Annotated in this window: 20 protein-coding genes and 1 tRNA gene; 2 read left to right on the top strand and 19 right to left on the bottom strand. The window is 55.2% G+C overall.

The genetic code is table 11. The features are described 5' to 3' along the window. Nucleotides 1-24: 24 nt before the first annotated feature. The 9 genes from JQU52_RS05900 to JQU52_RS05860 all read right to left on the bottom strand — a co-directional run bounded on the left by JQU52_RS05900 (nt 25) and on the right by JQU52_RS05860 (nt 8,604). A complete protein-coding gene (locus JQU52_RS05900; RefSeq protein ID WP_230340206.1) occupies nt 25-1,410 on the bottom strand; it encodes a hemolysin family protein in 1,386 nt (461 codons plus the stop codon). 212 nt (nt 1,411-1,622) lie between these two features. Next, complete coding sequence (nhaC, locus tag JQU52_RS05895) at nt 1,623-3,011, bottom strand: Na+/H+ antiporter NhaC (protein WP_268866629.1); 1,389 nt, start codon at nt 3,009-3,011, stop codon at nt 1,623-1,625. A 67-nt stretch (nt 3,012-3,078) separates the two neighbouring features. Beyond that, nucleotides 3,079-3,876, bottom strand: a complete 798-nt coding sequence (locus JQU52_RS05890; RefSeq protein ID WP_230340205.1) for a thiazole synthase — start codon at nt 3,874-3,876, stop codon at nt 3,079-3,081. A 154-nt stretch (nt 3,877-4,030) separates the two neighbouring features. After that, nucleotides 4,031-4,651, bottom strand: a complete 621-nt coding sequence (locus JQU52_RS05885; protein WP_230340204.1) for a glutathione S-transferase — start codon at nt 4,649-4,651, stop codon at nt 4,031-4,033. 89 nt (nt 4,652-4,740) lie between these two features. Further along, nucleotides 4,741-4,935: a sulfur carrier protein ThiS gene (gene thiS, locus JQU52_RS05880; RefSeq protein WP_230340203.1), complete on the bottom strand. Its 195-nt coding sequence runs from the start codon at nt 4,933-4,935 to the stop codon at nt 4,741-4,743. A gap of 467 nt (nt 4,936-5,402) precedes the next feature. Beyond that, nucleotides 5,403-6,497, bottom strand: a complete 1,095-nt coding sequence (locus tag JQU52_RS05875) for an FAD-dependent oxidoreductase (RefSeq protein WP_230340202.1) — start codon at nt 6,495-6,497, stop codon at nt 5,403-5,405. A 29-nt stretch (nt 6,498-6,526) separates the two neighbouring features. Next, entirely contained in the window at nt 6,527-7,465 is a 939-nt protein-coding gene (locus tag JQU52_RS05870; RefSeq protein ID WP_230340201.1) for a hypothetical protein, read from the bottom strand. A gap of 34 nt (nt 7,466-7,499) precedes the next feature. Beyond that, nucleotides 7,500-7,784, bottom strand: coding sequence for a hypothetical protein (locus JQU52_RS05865; RefSeq protein ID WP_230340200.1), 285 nt, complete (start codon nt 7,782-7,784; stop codon nt 7,500-7,502). A gap of 226 nt (nt 7,785-8,010) precedes the next feature. Then, nucleotides 8,011-8,604: a hypothetical protein gene (locus JQU52_RS05860; RefSeq protein WP_230340199.1), complete on the bottom strand. Its 594-nt coding sequence runs from the start codon at nt 8,602-8,604 to the stop codon at nt 8,011-8,013. A 163-nt stretch (nt 8,605-8,767) separates the two neighbouring features. On the opposite strand from JQU52_RS05860, the gene JQU52_RS05855 reads away from it, so the two are divergent. Next, nucleotides 8,768-9,046, top strand: coding sequence for a DUF3079 domain-containing protein (locus JQU52_RS05855; RefSeq protein WP_230340198.1), 279 nt, complete (start codon nt 8,768-8,770; stop codon nt 9,044-9,046). Between the two features lie 104 nt (nt 9,047-9,150). On the opposite strand, the gene thiC is transcribed toward JQU52_RS05855, so the two are convergent. From thiC to ampD, 6 genes are all read right to left on the bottom strand, one after another. Next, nucleotides 9,151-11,034 carry a phosphomethylpyrimidine synthase ThiC gene (thiC, locus tag JQU52_RS05850; protein WP_230340197.1) on the bottom strand — a complete coding sequence of 628 codons (1,884 nt, stop codon included), beginning with the start codon at nt 11,032-11,034 and terminating at the stop codon, nt 9,151-9,153. 573 nt (nt 11,035-11,607) lie between these two features. Continuing rightward, the gene (locus JQU52_RS05845; protein WP_230340196.1) at nt 11,608-12,054 is read right to left on the bottom strand and encodes a CopD family copper resistance protein; all 447 of its coding nucleotides are present in this window, start codon (nt 12,052-12,054) and stop codon (nt 11,608-11,610) included. A gap of 95 nt (nt 12,055-12,149) precedes the next feature. Continuing rightward, nucleotides 12,150-13,022 (bottom strand): UTP--glucose-1-phosphate uridylyltransferase GalU, encoded by an 873-nt coding sequence (gene galU, locus JQU52_RS05840; protein ID WP_230340195.1) that lies wholly within the window; start codon nt 13,020-13,022, stop codon nt 12,150-12,152. Next, on the bottom strand, nt 13,019-15,439 hold the full coding sequence (ligA, locus tag JQU52_RS05835; RefSeq protein ID WP_230340194.1) for an NAD-dependent DNA ligase LigA: 2,421 nt from the start codon (nt 15,437-15,439) through the stop codon (nt 13,019-13,021). Before ligA ends, galU begins: the two co-directional genes overlap by 4 nt. 98 nt (nt 15,440-15,537) lie before the next feature. Then, the gene (locus JQU52_RS05830; protein ID WP_230340193.1) at nt 15,538-16,821 is read right to left on the bottom strand and encodes a cell division protein ZipA C-terminal FtsZ-binding domain-containing protein; all 1,284 of its coding nucleotides are present in this window, start codon (nt 16,819-16,821) and stop codon (nt 15,538-15,540) included. A 283-nt stretch (nt 16,822-17,104) separates the two neighbouring features. Further along, nucleotides 17,105-17,689, bottom strand: coding sequence for a 1,6-anhydro-N-acetylmuramyl-L-alanine amidase AmpD (ampD, locus tag JQU52_RS05825; protein WP_230340192.1), 585 nt, complete (start codon nt 17,687-17,689; stop codon nt 17,105-17,107). 231 nt (nt 17,690-17,920) lie between these two features. Between ampD and JQU52_RS05820 the strand changes: the two genes are divergently transcribed. Further along, nucleotides 17,921-17,996 (top strand) — tRNA-Phe (locus tag JQU52_RS05820). Nucleotides 17,997-18,032: 36 nt separating this feature from the next. Here the strand turns inward: JQU52_RS05820 and JQU52_RS05815 are convergent. From JQU52_RS05815 to JQU52_RS05800, 4 genes are read right to left on the bottom strand one after another with little or no spacing between them, the layout of a single operon-like run. Further along, nucleotides 18,033-19,031: a tyrosine-type recombinase/integrase gene (locus tag JQU52_RS05815; protein ID WP_268866638.1), complete on the bottom strand. Its 999-nt coding sequence runs from the start codon at nt 19,029-19,031 to the stop codon at nt 18,033-18,035. After that, nucleotides 18,947-19,276, bottom strand: coding sequence for a helix-turn-helix domain-containing protein (locus JQU52_RS05810; protein ID WP_230340191.1), 330 nt, complete (start codon nt 19,274-19,276; stop codon nt 18,947-18,949). Before JQU52_RS05810 ends, JQU52_RS05815 begins: the two co-directional genes overlap by 85 nt. 12 nt (nt 19,277-19,288) lie before the next feature. Next, on the bottom strand, nt 19,289-19,513 hold the full coding sequence (locus JQU52_RS05805; protein WP_230340190.1) for a hypothetical protein: 225 nt from the start codon (nt 19,511-19,513) through the stop codon (nt 19,289-19,291). A gap of 45 nt (nt 19,514-19,558) precedes the next feature. Further along, nucleotides 19,559-19,813 (bottom strand): toxin PIN, encoded by a 255-nt coding sequence (locus tag JQU52_RS05800; RefSeq protein WP_230340189.1) that lies wholly within the window; start codon nt 19,811-19,813, stop codon nt 19,559-19,561. Between the last annotated feature and the right edge of the window lie 9 nt (nt 19,814-19,822).

Raw genomic sequence — 19,822 nt, 5'->3', positions numbered from 1 at the left:
TAACCAAACAATTTAAGTGCCATATCAAGCCTGGCCGGATTTTGCCCCATCCCGATGTTGTACCGGCACAAGCGCTGCGCCTGAAGTCGGCTGTGGCGCTGGGCTGTCATGGGGTTTGTCGTGCGTTTGCTTAAACGACACCAACAGCTGGTCGATTTTCAGGTTTTCGGTGTCGATGATTTCAAACTTATAGCGGTCAAACAACACAAAATCGGTTTTCTTGGGGATTTTGCGCAGCGAATACATCATAAAACCGCCGATGGTTTCATAGTTTTCCGAATGCGGAAAATCCACAATGTCCAGCGCGCGCATCACGTCTTCCAGCGGTGCGGCGCCTTCAATCAGCCACGATGCTTCATCGCGCCGGATAATCTGCGGCTCTTCTTCGGTGGCCACCAATTCGCCCATCACAATGCTCATCACGTCTTTGAGCGTCACCACCCCCACCACCAGCGCATACTCGTTCACAATCACGGCAAAATCTTCGCCGGCGTTTTTAAAGGCTTCGAGCACTTCATACAGCGAGAGCGTATCGGGAATAAACAAGGCTTTGTGCAGCACGCGCTTATCGGTGAGCTTGAGATTTTGCTCTTTCAGGTAATGCGTGAGCAAGGTGTGCGATTCGATATAGCCCACCACTTTTTCCAATTCGCCGTTGCACACCAAAAATTTAGCGTGCGGCTTTTCGGCCATCAGCGCCAGCACGGTGTCGGCGCTATCGCTTGTGTCAAAATAGGCGATGTTTTCGCGCGTGGTCATGGTAGAAGTAACGGTGCGCGACTGCATGTCGAAGATATTTTCAATCAAATAATGCTCTTGCTGCTTGAGCACGCCGGCTTCGGCGCCGGCATCCACCACGGCATAGATGTCTTCCGAGGTGAGCTGGTCTTGGCGCACGGTGGAAATGCGCAGCATTTTAAAAATCAGATTGGCGATGCCGTCGAAAAACCACACCAAGGGCTTGAGCAGAAAAATCATCAGCATCATCGGCCGCACCACCCGCACCGCCACGCGCTCGGGGTGAATCATGGCAAAACGTTTGGGCATTAAGTCGGCAAACAAAACAAACAGGCTGGTAACCACAAAGAAAGACAAGAGCGAAGCCAAGGTGCTCACCCAATCCGCCTCGCTAAACCGCCGCAACAGCGCGCCCAAATAAGGCCGCACCGCCGCTTCGCCCACCACACCGGCCAGAATCGCCACCGCATTAAGGCCGATTTGCACCACAGTGATAAAGCTGCCCGGCTGCTCCTGCATCTGCAACACATCCAGCGCACGCACATCGCCTTCTTTGCCCAAAATCTGCAATTTGATTTTGCGCGACGAGGCCAGCGCCAGCTCGGAACACGACACAAAGGCACTCACGGCCACCAACAACAGCAAAATCACAATGGCTTCAACAATATTCATATTTAATAATAAGTAATGGCTAACTTGGCAATTATATAGTGGAATGAAGAATAAAGTGATACAAGGCGCGAAGCCGCAGACAGTACAGGTAGTACGACAAGGCACAGCAACGCCGTAGCACTTTGTTATGCATTTCACTATAGCCATTTCAAATACAACAAAGCCGCCTGCACGACGACAGGCGGCTTTGTGGCTTCAGGCAGCGGCGAAAACTAATCCGCGTCCGTCTTGCGGCTGATGGTGAGCCCGCTAAAACCAAACAGCAAGGTCAGCGCCAAACTCAAATAGCAGAAAAACGCATAAGGCAGATAGCTTAGCACCGGCACGCCCAAAGTGTGGCTGATAAACACCCCGCACACGCCCCACGGCACCAGCGGGTTAATCACCGTACCGGCATCTTCCAATGTGCGCGACAGGTTGCGCCGGTGCAGCCCCAAGCGGTCGTATACCGGCTTAAAGGTTTCGCCGGCCAGCAACAGGCTTAGGTATTGCTCGCCAATCAGCACATTCACGCCCACGCTGGTGGCCGCCACCGACACCGTGGCACGCGCGGTATTGGTGAGAAAATGGCGCATGGCTTCGAGCAAGGCTGGAATCACCCCCAAGGCAAACAGCAAGCCGCCCAAACTCAGCGCCAGCACCACCACGGTTTGGGTGAAAAACATGCTCTGGATGCCGCCGCGGCCAATCAGGCTGTTAACCGCGCCAAAATCGCCCTCCAACTTAAAACCGCTGAAAAAATACGCCCCCAGCTGCGCCAAACTCGGGCTGCTGTGCACATAAGTTAACCCCAGCGCCACCGCCACCGTGGCCAAAATCGCCAAAATGGCGTTGACCCGGCGCAGCGCCAAACCCACCAATACCGCCAGCGGCAATAAAGCATAAACATGCACCAAACCGGTGGCTTGCAATTGCTGCTGAAACGCCGCGGCGCGGCTTAAATCGGCATGGTTCAGGCTGCCTGAAAACCACCACAGCAACAGCACGGTAAGCACAAAGGCCGGCACAGTGGTGTAGGCCATATTGCGGATGTGGTCAAACAAGTCCACCCCCACAATCGAGGCGGCAATGCCGGTGGTGTCCGACAAGGGCGACATTTTGTCGCCGAAAAACGCGCCCGACACCACTGCCCCGGCGGTGAGCGCCATTTGCGCACCAAAGGCATCGCCCATGCCCATAAACGCCACGCCCAAAGTGGCGCAAGTGGTGAGGCTACTGCCAACGGCGATGCCCACCAGCGCGGTGAGCACAAAGGCCGACACATAAAAATAGTGCGGCGACAGCAATTCAAAGCCGTAATACATCAGCGTGGGGATGGCGCCGCTCATCATCAGCGCACTCACCAACAGCCCAATAAAGAAAAACAGATACACCGCCCCCATCGCCGCGGCCACAGCAGCGGCCATGCGCTGCTGCATATCGGCAAACGCCACTTTTTTGGCCAAACCCACCAGCAGCAGCAACACCAGAGCCGCCAACAAAGCCAGCTGCGGCACCCATTCAAAATAAATAATCGCGCTGCCCATCAGCAACACCGACAGCGCCGCCAACAGCGCCGCCTCACCCTTTTTCAACACCAGCAATGGCACCAAACCCTGCATACATCATCCGTTTGCTTATCATCAACAAAGGCGGCATTTTAACACAGCCGCCTTATCCGCTTTGGTGTCAATACTCCGCGCTGTGCCAAAACGGCTGCCCCACCGTGGGCGTGCTGGCTTGGGCGGCGCGGCGCGGCGGCATCGGCTGGGCGCCATAAGCCAAACGCCCGGCAACCACGGCCTGCGCAAATGCCTGTGCCATCGCCACCGGGTTGCCGCTGCGCGACACGGCGGTGTTGAGCAGCACCGCGTCAAAGCCCCACTCCATCACCTGCGCCGCTTGCGAAGGCAAGCCCAAGCCGGCGTCGATAATCAGCGGGGTTTTAGGCAGCCTTTCGCGCAACACGCGCAAAGCGTATTCGTGTACCACGCCCAGGCCGGTGCCAATCGGCGCCGCCCACGGCATCAACGCAGTGCAGCCCACATCAAGCAGGCGGCGGCAGGCAATCAAATCTTCGGTGCAATACGGCAATACCTTAAAGCCGTCTTTAATCAGCACATCGGCGGCTTCTACCAATTGGAATACATCCGGCTGCAAGGTGTCGTCGTCGCCAATCAGCTCCAGCTTAATCCAATCACATTCAAACACTTCGCGCGCCATTTGTGCGGTGGTAATCGCTTCTTGCACGCTCAAACAGCCGGCGGTATTGGGCAAAATCGGCAAACCCAGCCCCTGCAACAGCGCCCACACGCCCTGCCCGTGCGCCGAATCCACCGCCCCTTGGCGGCGCAGCGACACCGTGAGCATGGCCGGTTGCGCCGCCGCCACCGCCTGCTGCAAAACATCTAACGAAGGATAGGCCGCGGTGCCCAACAGCAAGCGGCTGGAAAATTCGTGCCCGTATAAACACAGGGGTTTGTTCATGGGTTTCCTTTTTTTGGCCTTAAATTATACCAATTCTACAAAATAACCTAACTGCGTTGGCTCGCCTTGCCGTACTACTTGTACTGTCTTCGGCTCGCCGCCTTGTTATATTATTTTGTAGAATTGGTATTAGGCTGCCTGAAACGGCAAAAACTTAAATCGCCGCTTCTTCACACCATTGCCGCATCGCGGGCAAGTTCAATAGCCTTTGCGCATAGTCGGCAGCAGCGCCATTCAGGCAGCCGTTCAGCTGGTAGCACTGCAAGCGCATGGCCACCGGAGCGTAAAACGCATCCACCGCGCTAAAATCGGCACCGGCCAAAAACGGCCCGCCAAAGCGCTGCAAGCCTTCGTTCCACAGCTGATTGATGCGGGCCAGCTCGGCAGCCAAGTCGGCGCTGATGGCGGGTGCGGCCACTTCGTCCAAACGGAAACCGCATTGGCTGCGCAATACGCCAAAGCCCGAATGCATTTCTGCCGCCGCGCTGCGTGCCCAGGCGCGTGCCTGCTTATCTTGCGGCCACACCTGCGGGTGCGCCTCAGCCACGTATTCGGCAATCGCCAAGCTGTCCCACACCACGGTGTCGCCGTCCACCAGCACCGGCACTTTGGACGTGGGCGAAAACGCCTGCCACGCCCGCCGCTGCGCCGCCAAATCATCGGGCTGGTAGCGGTGCAGGGTTTCGGCAAACGGAATCGCCAGCGTGCGCAACAGCAGCCACGCGCGCAAAGACCAAGAGGAAATATGCTTTTCGGCAATGTGTAATTGGTACATGGGATGGCTTCCTTTCGGGATAAATCAGGGGCAATAGACGCTACTCATTATCGGATTATAGGCTGCCTGAAACCGGCAACCTCATTTTATTATCCACCCGCCACCGGGCGCACGATTTCCACCGCATCGCCTGCTTGCAATACGGTGGCGGCGTAATCCTGTTTGGGCACAAATTGCTGGTTTAGCGCCACCGCAAACGGGCGTTCAGGCTGCCTGAACGCCAGCAAATCGGCTACGGTATGGCCGTTAAAATCGACGGCTTCGCCGTTGATGATGATGTTCATTTTTTACCTTGTTTACCGATATGAAAATACAATTATTTTAGAAGTTGTTTATTCAGGCTGCCTGAAATGTAAGGCCGTCATTGCCGAACCGGATTCGGCAATCCATTGGCAGATCATAGTGAAGTGACTTATTTAAAAACCGGCTGTGCTTTTTATGCGTTTCCTTATCGTTTTACTTTGCGCTTTATGGCCGCGCGGCCACTTACTTTTGTTGCTTCGCCAAAAAAAGTAAGCAAAAAAAGGCGACCCCGGTTGCAGGTTTGGCTGCGCCAAACTTCCCTCATCTACACGAATTTTAGCGGTGGGTGCGAACTCGCTGCGCTCAAACATAGCGCACCCTTCTCCCGCTAAAATCCGCTTCGATTCGGCTGCGCCAAGGGGATGGCTGCACGGATTGTACGTTTCAGGTAGCCTGAAAAATAGTGGGGAAATGGCTGCGCTTTTTAGGAATGCGTAGCTTCAATCACTCATGCAACCGGCCACTGCTGCCAAGCCAAGCCGTTCACCGTATCTTGCGGCGGCGGGCTTTGTTGCTCTCGCAATAAACACAGCAAACGCGCCAAAGCATCGGCCACCGCCGGGCCAATCATAAAACCGTGCCGAAACAGGCCGTTGGCGGCCACGGTGCGGCGGTGCGGGCAATAGCGGATTTCCGGGTTGTCGTGGTTTAAGGTGGGGCGCAGGCCGCTGGCGGTTTCCAGCAGCCGTGCTTCGCCAAAGGCCGGATGCACGGCATACAGCGCCGAAAACAACTCCAAACCGCCGCGCACCGACAGCGGGCTGTCGTCTTCGCTTTCAATCTGGGTGGCGCCAATCACAAATACATGATTGGGTTTGGGCGCAATATAGAGCGGATAGCGCGGATGCAGCAGCCGCACCGGGCGGGTGAGCGCCACTTCCGGCGCCCATACTCTGGCCACCTCGCCGCGCACGCCGCGCAAACGACTGCCGGCGGCGGCATTCCAGCTTGTTTTGGCACCAAAACCACGGCAATCGAGCAGCCAGCCGTTTGCCTGCTGCAAGCTGGCGGCATCGGCACGGCTGTGCCAATGGCAGGCCACACCGTGCTGATCCAAGGCAGCGGCCAAAGCCAGCAAGGTTTGGCGGTTGTCGAGCTGGCCTTCACCGGGCAGATAAAAGGCTGCCTGAAAACGCCCGCCCAACTGCGGCTCTTGCGCGGCAATATCCGCCGCCTGCCAGCGTTGCCATACGGATTGCCCTGCATGGGCGCGCTGCAAGTGCCGTTCAAACTGCTGCGCCAACGCCGCATCTTGGCCATGCCACACCATCAGGCTGCCGTTTTGCTGTAAAAACACCGGTTCAGGTAGCGTGCGTACGATGTCGTGCCACAAAGGCAGGCTTTGCCGCCCCAAAGCCAACACCAGCGCGGTGGCGTCTACCGCTTCGGCCATCGGCGCCAGCATGGCCGCCGCCACATAGGCCGCCGATTGCGCGCCCTCGCGCCCGCCGCTGTCATGCAAGGCTACCTGAAAGCCTTGCTTGGCCAGCGCCAGCGCACTTAAACGCCCCAGTAAACCGCCGCCTAAAATATGGATGTTCATGTGTTTTCTATCCAATCGGCGCAGTGCGGTTAATACACCTCAGGGCGCGGGTCGGCGCTGTTCACTGCGGCCTCTTCCTTGGCTTCGTATTCCGGCGTGCGAATATGGTAAGGCTGTAAAATTTGATAACGGTGCTCCACTTTGCGGGTGTTGCAGGCCAATATCCGCTGACCTTGATCGACATAATCCACTTCGCTCTCCTGTCTTTCGGCTTCGGCTTCGGCCATGCATTGCTGGCGGATGTCGGCCAGCCAAGCTTGCTGCTCGGCACGCAGATCCGTGCGCACATCAGCGGGCAAATCTTGCCACAAGGTGTTCAGCTTGGCATGGGCAATGCGGTTTTCGATTTCCCGGCTTTCGGCTTCGCGGCGCAACTGTTGCAGTTGTTCTATACTCATGCCGTCCGGATGCGCTGCAGCCGCCGCTTGCGCGGAGGTATCGCTCAGCGGCGTGAGCAACACCGCAAATTCCGATCCCAATCCATACAGCTCGGCCTCGATATAAAGCGACTGGCCGTCGTCGGTGCGTTGGACGGCATAGGCCACCGGTGCTTGGATGGTGTTGCCGGCCAGCACTTCTACGCTGCTGCCTTCATGGCCGAATGTCGACGCCAAATCCGGCATTGCCTGCCCCACATCGGCAAACTGCTGCTGCATCGCCGGCGGCAGGGTGATTTTGAGCATGGCTTTGCAGGCCGCTTTTTGATGCGTGGGGTCGCTGCTGTCGGTGCGCACATCAAACAGGCTCAATTGCAATGTGGCGGCCGCAGCGGTTACCTTGTTCAAATCAGCCTCATCCAAGCCCAAGGCTGCCTGATTTTTCAGCTCGTGCAAAAACGCATCGCGCACCCCCGCCTGCGCCTGCTCATCACCGCAAGTCACCGCAGCGGGCGTTGCCTGGCCGGTTTTATCACCGCACCCGGCCAACAGCACCGCCATACACCATACCGCCATAACAAGCTTTTTCATGATTTACACCCTCCGTTGGCCAAATCCATAACGCCTAAACCACCGCCCGCGACAGCAACACCAGCGGCAACAATACCGACCACATCATCAACAGCAAACACTGCACCACCAGCCCGATGCGATGGTGTTTAAGCGCCGCCATCACCCCCGCCATGGCCACAAACGCGCCCATAAACAGCACGATAATGCCGATAAAGGCAGCCACATTCTGCGCTGGCCAATTCAACAGCAACAACACACTGCCCACCGCCGCCACTGCTGCGGCACTATTGCGGTGGGTTTCGGGCTTGAGCCAAAAGGGGATTTTAAGTTGGTTCATGGTTTTTAAAGATTTCAAAATAATGCAAAACAGGATTTAAGAGCCTGTTCACGATTTTTTTGTAGCGGATTTTAGTGCAGAAACGGGTGCAGGCAAGGCAAAAAGCACAGCCAAAGCCAGCTTTGACGCGCATTTTTAACGCAGCATGCGCCTGTTTATGTACTGAAAACAGCACAATAAAAGATTGTGAACAGGCTCTTAGGCTGCCTGAAACGGCCATAGCCGGTTAGCGGCATTTTTGCAGCGGCTCCAGTGCCACCGCCACCGGCTGGCCCGCATCCGTCAAATCAAACACACTGATACCGCATTGGCGGCCATGCTGCAAAGAAACCACCTCGTAATCATGCCCGGCCTGCGGCACAAAAGACGCGCTTGCCGACCGGCAACTGCCTTCACGCATGGTGACAATATGGGCAGGCGTTGAATAGGTGGTGGTAAGGCCGACATAAGCAGCACGTAAATTTACCGGCTTGCCCGCCGGAATTGCAAACTCACGGTAGAGGGCTTTGGACAAAATACCGTCTTGGCGGGCAAGCTGGCGCGTGGTTTCGCTGGGGGCAATCCCAAGGCTATGGTTGCTGGCGGTGCGGGTAAACGAACTGAATGCATCGCCCATACTGCCACCCACATTGATGCGCTGTGTTTTACCGCTAGGCTGGCAAACATCCATAATAGTGGGCTTTTGGTTTTGCCCAAACAAACGTATCCGCGCCTGCGATTGGGCATCGTAAGTCGTAAGCACAGCATCGGTGTTGCTGGCGCAAGCGCTTAATGCCAGCGCCACACCCAAGCCAGCGGCCAATTGCCAATATGATTGCATATTTTGAGTTCCTGTATTGATTAATAAATAGCACGCCCATTTCCCAAGGCTGCCTGAAACCCCATTTGGTCTTACTCCGCACCAAACGGATTGAATATTGTAGCAGCCGCCATCGAGGTGTATAAACGGCCAATGCTCCCGTATATTTGACGCAAAACACACCATGGCCAAAAAATTCCCCCTGCACCCGCCTCACCCGCAACGCATCTGTTGGGGCTGCGACAAATACTGCGCCGACACCGATTTGCAATGCGGCAACGGCAGCATCCGCATCCAGCACCCCGCCGAAATCGACGGTGCGCAATGGTATTTAAGTGGCGATTGGTCTAATTTATTGTCGCCGCAGCAATTTGCCGACATCGCCGCCGAACGCCGGGCGCTGGAGCAAAGCCAATCCAGCACCAAGCCGCATATTGTGCTGCGTATTAAGCCAGTGAAATAAGCGCAAATCTGCAAAATTTATCCAAGAGCCTGAAAATAAGGCTGCCTGAAAGGCATAACAATCATTACCAAACTGAATTCGGCAATCCATTAAGCACACACACCCTAGCGGTAAATCTTGCCACCCTGCTGCACAAACTCCACCGCTTTTTCCTGCATCCCTTGCTGTGCGGTTTTTTGTGCGGCGGCATAGTCGCGCACTTCTTGGGTGATTTTCATTGAGCAGAATTTGGGGCCGCACATGGAACAGAAATGGGCGATTTTGGCGCCTTCGGCGGGCAGGGTTTGGTCGTGGTAGCTCTCGGCGCGTTCGGGGTCGAGCCCCAAGCGGAATTGGTCGCGCCAGCGGAATTCAAAGCGTGCTTTCGAGAGCGCATTGTCGCGCAATTGTGCACCCGGCCAGCCTTTGGCCAAATCGGCGGCATGGGCGGCGATGCGGTAGGTGATGATGCCGGTGCGCACGTCTTCTTTGTCGGGCAAGCCCAGATGCTCTTTGGGGGTAACGTAGCAGAGCATGGCGGTGCCGTACCAGCCGATATTGGCGGCGCCGATGCCCGATGTGATGTGGTCGTAGCCCGGCGCAATATCCGTAACCAGTGGGCCCAAGGTGTAAAACGGCGCTTCAAAGCAATGTTGCAGCTCTTCGGTCATGTTTTGTTTCACCCGTTGCAGCGGCACGTGGCCGGGGCCTTCAATCATCACCTGCACATCGTGTTGCCACGCTTTGGCGGTGAGCTCGCCCAAGGTGTGCAATTCGCCGAATTGCGCTTCATCGTTGGCGTCGGCAATGCAGCCGGGGCGCAGGCCGTCGCCCAGTGAAAACGACACGTCATAGGCTTTCATGATTTCGCAAATGTCGTCGAAATGGGTGTAGAGGAAGTTTTCCTGATGGTGCGCCAAACACCATTTGGCCATAATCGAGCCGCCGCGCGACACGATGCCGGTGAGGCGCTGGGCGGTGAGCGGCACATAACGCAACAACACGCCGGCGTGAATGGTGAAATAATCCACGCCTTGCTCGGCCTGCTCGATTAAGGTGTCGCGGAACAAATCCCAAGTTAAATCTTCGGCCACGCCGCCCACTTTTTCCAGCGCCTGATAAATCGGCACTGTGCCGATGGGCACCGGCGCATTGCGGATAATCCATTCACGCGTTTCGTGAATGTGCGCGCCGGTGGATAAATCCATAATGGTGTCCGCGCCCCAGCGCAGCGACCACACCATTTTTTCCACTTCTTCGGTGAGCGAGGAAGTAACCGCCGAATTGCCCAGATTGCCGTTGATTTTCACACGGAAATTGCGGCCGATAATCATCGGTTCCAGCTCGGGGTGGTTGATGTTGGCGGGGATAATCGCGCGGCCGGCGGCAATTTCGCTGCGCACAAATTCGGCGGTGATTTGATCGGGGTGGGTGGGAATATTGGCGCCGAAGCTTTGGCCGGCGTGCTGCTTCAGCAATTTGGCGTATTCAGGCTGCCTGAAAAGCTTGTCCAGATTCATGCGTTCGCGAATGGCCACGTATTCCATTTCCGGCGTGATAATGCCTTGGCGGGCATAGTGCATTTGGCTGACGTTACGCCCGGTTTTGGCACGCAGCGGATGGGTGATTTGGTTGAAACGCAGGTGGGCGGTTTTGGGGTCGTGTGCACGCGCCTGCCCGTATTCGCTTGATAATCCGGCCAAGCGCTCGGTGTCGCCGCGCTCGGCAATCCACGCCGTGCGGATTTCAGGCAGCCCTTGTTTTAAGTCAATATGCGCTGCAGCATCACCATAAGGGCCGGACGTGTCGTAGACCGGAATTGGCGGATTGGCTTCTGCACCTTGTGCGGTGATGGTGTCGTCTTGGCGGATTTGGCGCAGCGGCACACGCATATCGGCGCGGCTGCCGGTAAGATAGATTTTATCGGAATGGGGGTATTTGAACTGAATCGCCAAATCTTGGCTTAAAATGTCGAGGGCTTGGGCTTCGGTGGGTTTGGTAACGGCCATGGTGTGCGCTCCGGTTGCAGTGAAATATCGGCATCGAAACAGCAGCACCTTGCGGCAGGGTGGGCAATAAATAATGGCTTCAGGCAGCCTGAAATCCAATAACCCACACCAGCCAATAGCAAAGAAAATCAATAAATCATACAAGGCGGAACTGATTTACTTGGTGCTTCAGCACCTTAGTAAATCGTTCTCTTTGAGCTGAGCCGCAGGCAGTACAGATAGTACGACTAGGCGAGCCAACGCCGTAGGATTATTGAGTTTCTTTGCTACAAGATTGAAAAACTCCCCACGCAGGTATTATCCTGTTCGGGTGTAAAGGGACTCTCTCAGCCGTGCTTTATAGTGGATTAAATTTGAATTAAGACAAGGCGGAACTGATTTACTCGGTGCTTCAGCACCCTAGTAAATCGTTCTCTTTGAGCTGAGCCGCAGACAGTATAGGTATACGGCAAGGCGAGCCAACGCAGTATTGGTTCAAATTTAATTCACTATATTACACAGCACCCCTGTTTCTGACAGGCCACCATTAGAACATAAACACCAAAACCAAACAAGCGCCGCAACTTTGCGCCATCAAGCCAGATAAAACATGGTTTTGGCCAGCAGCACAATCAAAATAATCTGCACCAACACCGCCACATGAATATAGCGCGACCAGGCCACGGTGAGCGTGCCCCGGCGCATTTTGGTTACCGCCACCACAAAATGCCCCAACACACTGGCCGCCAGCACGATTTTCAAGCTTAATTGCAAGCCAAACGCCGAAGCCAAGGGCTGTGCCAGCAGCGCGGCATAGCGGTGTGCCATCAATAAGCCGCTGATAAACAGCAAAGCCACCACCCACGGCATCACTTTACGGGCGCGGCGCGACACCGCCGCTTCTGCCTGTTTGCGCGCCGCTTTATCCACCGCTTGCCCATGCAGCGCCGACAACACCAACATCTCAAAAAACACCCCACCGGCAAAGATAATGGCGCAAAACAAATGCACAATATGCGCCCATGGATAGCTGTGGCTCATGGCTGATCTTTCGTCATAGTCATAATGGTGTGTACCTAACAAATAGGGTGCACATAGTGCACCCTACATCGCATCAAACTGGGCAATGCAGAAGATTACTTCCCCGCCATGCGCTGCAATAAAGCCGCAAAATCCGCGCCCACTTCCGGGTGTTTCAAGCCGTAGGCCACAGTGGCTTCCAAATAGCCCAATTTGCTACCGCAGTCGTAGCGCACGCCGTCAAAGGCATGTGCCCACACCGGCTCGTGTTGCAGCAAGCGGGCGATGGCATCGGTGAGTTGGATTTCGCCACCGGCACCGCGCGGTAAATCGGTGAGCAGGCTGAAAATACGCGGCGTAAGAATATAGCGCCCCACCACCGCCAGATTCGACGGTGCTTCGTCCGGATGCGGTTTTTCCACAATGCTGCGGATGCGCTGGCCGCCTGCTTCTTTGTCCACTTCGACAATGCCGTAGGAGCCGGTTTGCTGCGAATCTACGGTTTCCACACCCAATACGCTGTTGCCGCTGCGCCGGTAGGCCGCCATCATCTGCGCCAAAGCGCCGGGGGCGGCATCAATCAGATCGTCGGCCAAAATCACCGCAAACGGATTGTCGCCCACCGCCGCTTGGGCGCACAACACCGCATGACCCAGCCCCAGCGCCTCGGCTTGGCGGATGTACATGCAGGTTACATTTTTAGGCAGAATATCTTGCACAAATTCGAGCAATTTATTTTTGTTGCGGTAGGCCAGCTCGGTTTCCAGCTCATAGGCTTTATCGAAATGGTCTTCAATGCTGCGTTTATTGCGCCCGGTAACAAACACCATTTCAGTACACCCGGCGGCCACCGCTTCTTCCACTGCATATTGAATCAGCGGCTTGTCCACCACCGGCAGCATTTCTTTGGGGCTGGCTTTGGTGGCGGGCAAAAAGCGGGTGCCCATACCGGCCACGGGGAAAACACATTTTTTAATGGATTGACTCATGATTGCTCCAATAGTTGTTGTAATTGCACTTGGTTTAATACGCTGATGCCCAGTGTTTGGGCTTTAGCTAATTTACTGCCAGCGGCTTCGCCCGCCACCACATAATCGGTTTTTTTCGACACACTGCCGCTCACCTTGCCGCCGGCCGCTTCGATGCGCTGCTGCGCTTCGTCACGGCTCCAATCGGGCAAGGTGCCGGTGAGCACAAAGGTTTTGCCCGCCACGGCGGTGGGCACAGATACCGAGGCTGCCTGAAGGGTTGCGACAGGGTGCAGCTCGGCCACAAAGGCCAGTATTTCCATCAGTAAGGTGTGATGATGCGGCTGTTCGCGCCATTGCTGCCATTCCGGCGGCAAAGCGGCGTCGGTGAGCAAGGCGGCTTCGTTTTCACCGGCCAGCGCCCACAAAGCTTGGGCGCGGGTTTCGCTCAGGCGCAAGCCGGGCAGGCGTGCCAACCAGCGCGGCGGGCTGAGCAATGCGGCCAAATCCAGGCCGGGATTTTGCGGCTGCGGCACCACCCCGGCGGCCAGCAATTCATCGACTTGCTGCGCTTGCTCAGGCTGCCTGAAAAAATGCGCAATCGATTGCGCCACAATGGCGCCGATGTCCGGCAGGCAAGCCAATAGTGGTTCTGGCGCACGGCGCACGGTGGCCAAGTCGCCAAAGGCCAAGGCCAATTGTTTGGCGGTGCGTTCGCCCACATGGCGGATGCCTAGGGCAAACAAAAAGCGTGCCAACGGCGGCTGGCGGCTGGCCTCGATGGCGGCCAGAATATTCTGCGCCCATTTTACCGGCTGGCCATGATTGGCCGCGGTGTCATCCACCGCTTCGTCGTTGTTTTCGGCATCGGCCTGCCGTTTCATCGCCTGTAAATCGGCCAAGCTGAGCCGGTATACATCGGCAAAATGGCGCACACGGTTTTGTGCCACCAATAGCTCAATTTGCCGCTGGCCAAGGCCGTCGATGTCCATCGCTTTGCGTGAGGCAAAGTGAATCAATGCCTGCGCCCGCTGTGCTTGGCACAACATACCGCCGCTGCAACGCGCCACCGCACCGCCGTCTTCGCGCTCAATCCCGCTGCCACACACCGGGCAAGCTTCAGGCAGCCTGAAAGGCGGATATTGCGGCACCAGCGTGTCGATATCGGCAAACAAGTCGCCATTTTCGACTGTTGCCCCCGTGTGCATGGGGCGCTGCTCCAACACCACCGCCACCACTTCGGGAATCACATCACCGGCGCGGCGCACTACCACTGTGTCGCCCACGCGCACGTCTTTGCGTTGCGCTTCGCCCTCATTGTGTAAGGTGGCGTTGGTGACCGTTACCCCGCCCACAAACACCGGTCGCAAACGCGCCACCGGGGTGACGGCGCCAGTGCGCCCCACCTGAACGTCAATCGCCTCCACCACAGTAAGCGCTTCTTCGGCCGGGAATTTGTGCGCAATCGCCCAGCGCGGCGCGCGCGACACAAAGCCCAGCGTCTGCTGCTGCGCCAAGCTGTCCACCTTCACCACCATGCCGTCAATTTCAAACGGTAACTCGGGGCGCAGTTTGCTCATTTCTTGGTAAAACGCCAGCACCGCAGCCATATCCGCATGACGGCACATCATATCGGCAGGAGGAATGCTAAATCCCAGTGCGGCGAGTAAATCCAGCTCCGCACCGTGGCTGGCCGGCGGTGTCATACCCTCTAGTTGGGCAATGCCGTAGGCGAAAAAATGCAGCCGTCGTTTGGCGGTGATGCGGGCATCCAGCTGGCGCAAACTGCCCGCAGCGGCATTGCGCGGGTTGGCAAAGGCTTTTTGTCCTGAGCCGGCCTGCTTCCGGTTTAAACGGACAAAATCAGACTTAAACATCAACACCTCACCACGCACTTCCAGCAATTCAGGCAGCCTTACGCCCGCCAAACGCAGGGGAATATTGGCAATGGTGCGCACATTGGCCGTCACATCTTCGCCGCTGCTGCCGTCGCCGCGGGTGGCGGCCTGCACCAGCAGGCCATCGCGGTACAGCAGGCTGATGGCCAAGCCATCGAACTTCGGCTCGGCCAGATAAAGGACGGCAGTGCCGCCAAGCAGTTCGCGCACGCGGGCATCAAACGCCCACATCTCGGCATGGTCAAAGCCGCCTTGTTCATCCGGCGGTGAAAAAGCATTGCTCAGCGACAACATCGGCACCGTGTGCACCACGGCGGCAAAGCCTTTGAGCACCGCGCCGCCCACGCGCAAAGTGGGGCTGTCCGGCTGCCTGAAAGCGGGGTATTGTGCTTCTAAATCCTGTAATTGCCGAAACAGGCGGTCGTATTCGGCATCGGGAATCGCAGGGGCATCCAGCGTGTAATACGCATGGGCATGCTGGTTCAGCTCGGCACTGAGGCTGTGGATGCGGCGGGCGATATCATCATCATCGTGATTCATGCGTAGGAAACCGAAAGGCAGGGATAAAAAACAAAACAGGCAGCGCCAAAGGCTGCCTGAACACAGGAAAACGGGCACTCATCAGCCCGTTTAAAACATCAAGAAAACAGCCGCTGCGCCAGCTCGCTGCCCGGCTCAATGTCTACCTGCTTCATTTCACCTTGGCGCTCCACCACATAGCGGCGTACTTCTTTCAGCCATTGGGTCGACAACTCTTCCAGCTTATCGTTCACCAAATCGAGCCCCAGCTTACTAGAAAGCTTCACCGCCAAATCCATAAACTGGTTGAAGTGTTTTTCGCCGTTGGGCACATGCACCACATCAAACAACATGCTGAAGCCGCGGTAGGTTTGCGTGGACAATAAGGTGGCGGTAAACGGCGTGTTGTCTAAAGTCACAATACTGAATAAAGGCTCGCCACGCTCGTTGGGGAAATAAAATGCGCCATCGTGCGACAACTCAAAGCCTTCGCTTTCCACTGCGGCACGCAATTCGGTGCCGCTGATGTTGTTGCGTGATACCAAATGAATGGCAATGGTTTGATCCACGCGCGCGCACAGCTCATCCAAAGGCCGCGCCAGCGCCAAAAAGGCATCCACATCGGTGAGTAGCAGCGTGCCGTTCATGCCTTCGGCAAAGCGGCTTACCTGCTCGCCAAACTGTGCCAGCTCATCTTGCCCGGCCAAGCCGCTGCGGCTGATGGCCTGCAAACCCACCACAAAGCCTTGATAATAAACACTGGGAATCGGCTCGGCTACCTGAAAGCGGTTGTCCATGGTACAGCCCACCATGCGGAAACGGTGGCGGCTGCTTAAGCGCGGCAAAGCGTGCAATTCTTGCGGCTCGTGCAGGCCAATGTAGGCTAAATAATCAAAACGGGCATCAAACCAAGGCAGCGGCTGTTGCGCCATGTCTTGCACATCCAACAGCGGCTTTTTGTCGGCGGCCACCGGCGCAGGCTGCGGCTTGTGGCGTTTGATAAATTGAAATGCATTGGCCAACGGCGTGGCTTCGGGCTGCAATACCGGCTCGGCGGCTTCTGTGGCCGGCTCAGCGGACAAGGTTTCTGCTGTTTCAGTAATCGCAACTTCGTTGACTGCGGCCTCGTTGGCTGCGGCGTCTGCTGCCGTGGGCGGCGTTAAATCGGCCAGATTGGTTTCGCGCACCGGTTTAGGTGCGGCTGCCGGCGTAGCTGTTGTCGCAGCCGATTGGCCATCGCGCACCGAATGAATTTCGCTATCCAGCAAAGCATCTTTATTGGCATGGCCAAATTGTTCGCGCACTTGCTTGCGGTACTGATTTTCCTGATACATATTGTAGACCAGCACCGCCAAAATCACCGCCGCGCCCAGCGCCAATACAATCCACACCGAATCATTCATAAACACTTCCCAAACAGGCACACAACCCTGCCCATTATTTAAGCCATTAAATTGACCGCAATTATAACCAAAAAGCCCCAGCACAACAGCATGCAAACACAATTTCATCGTGGATTAGATTTAAACCAGTACAGCGTTGCCTCGCCTTAGCGCAAAGCGAACGATTTTGTAAAGCGTAGGCACGCCAACAAAACTCTGTTCCATATACCATCTGTACCGTCTTCAGCTCGCCGCCTTGGCCTGATTCAAATTTAATCCACTATAACTATGGCTGGCGGCCTTTTCAGGCAGCCTGAACGGTTAAATCCAGCGGCAGCCCTGCCTGCTGCAATCGCGGCCAATCAAAAAAATGCCCCGGATCACTCTTGCGCCCCGGCGCAATATGCTGGTGGCCGCACACCGCAGCTACAGGATAAACAGAACCGATTGCCGCCAATAAGTTCAACAGCGATGCATACTGCGCCGATGTAAACGGCTCAAAATCGCAGCCTTCCAATTCAATGCCCACCGAAAAAGCATTGCAGCCGCTGCGGCCGCGAAAATGCGATGCTCCGGCATGAAACGCCATATCATCGCACGACACAAACTGCAGCACCGCCCCGCATCGGCGCACCAAAAAATGGCTCGATACCCGCAATGCCGTGAGCGAACGCAAAAATGGATCCGCTTCATCGGCTGCGATTCTGTTGGTAAACAAAGCCTCAACCGCATCGCCGCCATAAACAAACGGCGGCAAAGAAATATTGTGTATCACCGCCAAAGTCACCGCTTCCCCCACGGGCCTGGGCGCAAAATTGGGCGAATTTCGCCGCAGCGCACCCGCCCACCAACCTTGCTGCCAAGCCGCCAGTTCGGCATGTTCAATCATTTAACGCACCTCTTTCACCATCCATTGCAACCCATCATAGCCACTTTACATAAATCAAAGGCTGCCTGAAAACCAAAACAGTATCACAAAATCCCCCGCCACACTGCCCATCCAGTATCATTTTTATTTCCATTAAAAATAATCACCTAAAACGAAAGCCAATTCCAGCTGCACGCAAAACTTGCCAAACTTAAATCAATCTGGTTTAATACGCAGCTTCAAAAGCAGCACGGCCAGATAGCTCAGTCGGTAGAGCAACGGATTGAAAATCCGTGTGTCCCCAGTTCGATCCTGGGTCTGGCCACCAAAAAAAATTCATCCTAGTCAGCTTTCTAGCTTAACTCTAAGCAATCAATAATACCTCCTTCATTTGAGCCTGTGTCCAATCTGTGTCCCATTTTGTAACGTTATTCAAAAGCTTTGCATGCTCATGAAGATGGTCTGGTGCCAAATGAGAGTACCGTTGAACAATTTCCAGCGTCTTCCATCCACCCATTTCCTGAAGCACCCTGACGGGTACACCTCTCTGTACCAACCAGCTTGCCCAAGTATGCCGTAAATCATGCCAGCGGAAATCTTCAATACCGGCTTTACTCAAAGCCGCTGCCCAAAGCCGCCGATCAATTCCCTTAACCGGCTGCCCAAGATTATTGACGAAAATAAATTTGGTATGTTTTGGCCAATTCCGGTTAATAATCTCCATTGCCACATCGTTCAGTGCTACACCCAAAGCCTGACCAGATTTTGTTTCATCCGCGTAATACCAAGCAACACGCCGCTCCCGGTCAATCCGATTTTTATCCAAAGCTAGGACATTGCTGAGCCTCAACCCTGTATTCAATGCAAATAATGCCAAATCAGCATGATATGAAGGCCTCAATGCCTCTATGAGTGCTTTTGCCTCTTCCGGCCATAGCCACCGAATCCGGCCATTGCCTTCTGGATACATGATGACGGTGGGCGCATGATCAATAAAACGCCAAACTTTGACACTGCGGTTAAAAATTGAACGGATTAGAGCCAAATACCGATTTTTAGTGCTGTCCTTACAGTCCAATTCATCTATCACATCCATAATGAAATCTTGATTAAAATCATCCAAGTAAATACCCCTGAAGCTTTTTAATACCCTAATTTTGCTCACATCATCAATAATACTTTTTTTGCTTCCTTTCTCTTTTATCCAGCGCAGTGCGGCTTCATCCCAAAGTATCTTGTTTTTTTCACCCAAACGCTCATGCCGCCATTGCTCATGAGCTAATTTATCGTGCAACTCTTGGGCTGCCTGCTTGTTTTTTGTCCCAGCAGAACGTCTAATTCTCTTGCCGCCCGCCGTCCTGATATCAATGTACCAAAACCCATTTTCTCTTGGATAGATTGGCATTTTTGCTCACTCCTGTGTTCGAGTGATGCTTGCACAGTGTGATTTTGCAAAGCATCCAGAAATGCGTCAAGTACCGCAGCTTTAATACAATATGCCCGTCCCGGCTTGCTTGCCGCCAGAACACCGCTGCGGATGTACTCTCTGATGGTTTCGGGGTGGCACTTACAATACTTGGCCGCCTCTTTAACCGTATAAGTTTTCATAAGCTCACTCCGTCAACGAATATGGACAGAGCCGTCCGGACATTGCCATGTGGTCGTTTTTTTGAATTGGGAACTGTTATCGGTTTGAATAATGCGGCAGTTGTGGGCTTGGGCATCGGCTGCCCATTGTTTTTCCTCTTGGTATTGCACCAAAGAAGCAAAAACAACCATCGCAAAGATCAGTAAGATTATTCCAAACAAGAATGCCCAATTCGGTTCCCTATCGTTAATCAACATATTGAATTTCCTTGCCCAGGCTGCCTGAAATGGTTGCAGGCAGCATCAATACTTCACCTCAAATACCGCAAACGGTGCCGTTTCCAGCAAGCGCCGCAGCCGCTGTATGGCTTGGTAGCGGCGCAGTTTGGATTCCAGCATCAGATAGATGTTGGGGCGGATGTAAAAAAGCAGGCAAAAAACTTTGCCTGCTTCGGTTTGCGCTGGTATCAGCCGATAGTGCGGGTAGCTGTCCGGCGTCGGGTTGAAGGTGGGGTTCACTGTGATGGTGGCCACCGGGGTGATGCTTTCACTTAACATCAACATAGT

The organism is Paralysiella testudinis, from assembly GCF_016894345.1.
GTDB lineage: Bacteria > Pseudomonadota > Gammaproteobacteria > Burkholderiales > Neisseriaceae > Paralysiella > Paralysiella testudinis.
The sequence above is the reverse complement of the archived record's forward strand: the minus strand, read 5'-3'. Positions and strand labels throughout refer to the sequence as shown.

Bases quoted from the DNA above. Each gene is read 5' to 3' on its own strand.
- JQU52_RS05870 (WP_230340201.1), bottom strand. From the start codon at position 7,465: ATGAAAAAGCTTGTTATGGCGGTATGGTGTATGGCGGTGCTGTTGGCC.
- galU (WP_230340195.1), bottom strand. From the start codon at position 13,022: ATGAGTCAATCCATTAAAAAATGTGTTTTCCCCGTGGCCGGTATGGGC.
- JQU52_RS05855 (WP_230340198.1), top strand. From the start codon at position 8,768: ATGGCCAAAAAATTCCCCCTGCACCCGCCTCACCCGCAACGCATCTGT.
- JQU52_RS05845 (WP_230340196.1), bottom strand. From the start codon at position 12,054: ATGAGCCACAGCTATCCATGGGCGCATATTGTGCATTTGTTTTGCGCC.
- thiS (WP_230340203.1), bottom strand. From the start codon at position 4,935: ATGAACATCATCATCAACGGCGAAGCCGTCGATTTTAACGGCCATACC.
- JQU52_RS05805 (WP_230340190.1), bottom strand. From the start codon at position 19,513: ATGTTGATTAACGATAGGGAACCGAATTGGGCATTCTTGTTTGGAATA.
- thiC (WP_230340197.1), bottom strand. From the start codon at position 11,034: ATGGCCGTTACCAAACCCACCGAAGCCCAAGCCCTCGACATTTTAAGC.
- ampD (WP_230340192.1), bottom strand. From the start codon at position 17,689: ATGATTGAACATGCCGAACTGGCGGCTTGGCAGCAAGGTTGGTGGGCG.
- nhaC (WP_268866629.1), bottom strand. From the start codon at position 3,011: ATGCAGGGTTTGGTGCCATTGCTGGTGTTGAAAAAGGGTGAGGCGGCG.
- JQU52_RS05860 (WP_230340199.1), bottom strand. From the start codon at position 8,604: ATGCAATCATATTGGCAATTGGCCGCTGGCTTGGGTGTGGCGCTGGCA.
- JQU52_RS05885 (WP_230340204.1), bottom strand. From the start codon at position 4,651: ATGTACCAATTACACATTGCCGAAAAGCATATTTCCTCTTGGTCTTTG.
- JQU52_RS05810 (WP_230340191.1), bottom strand. From the start codon at position 19,276: ATGAAAACTTATACGGTTAAAGAGGCGGCCAAGTATTGTAAGTGCCAC.
- ligA (WP_230340194.1), bottom strand. From the start codon at position 15,439: ATGAATCACGATGATGATGATATCGCCCGCCGCATCCACAGCCTCAGT.
- JQU52_RS05800 (WP_230340189.1), bottom strand. From the start codon at position 19,813: ATGTTAAGTGAAAGCATCACCCCGGTGGCCACCATCACAGTGAACCCC.
- JQU52_RS05865 (WP_230340200.1), bottom strand. From the start codon at position 7,784: ATGAACCAACTTAAAATCCCCTTTTGGCTCAAGCCCGAAACCCACCGC.
- JQU52_RS05890 (WP_230340205.1), bottom strand. From the start codon at position 3,876: ATGAACAAACCCCTGTGTTTATACGGGCACGAATTTTCCAGCCGCTTG.
- JQU52_RS05875 (WP_230340202.1), bottom strand. From the start codon at position 6,497: ATGAACATCCATATTTTAGGCGGCGGTTTACTGGGGCGTTTAAGTGCG.
- JQU52_RS05900 (WP_230340206.1), bottom strand. From the start codon at position 1,410: ATGAATATTGTTGAAGCCATTGTGATTTTGCTGTTGTTGGTGGCCGTG.
- JQU52_RS05830 (WP_230340193.1), bottom strand. From the start codon at position 16,821: ATGAATGATTCGGTGTGGATTGTATTGGCGCTGGGCGCGGCGGTGATT.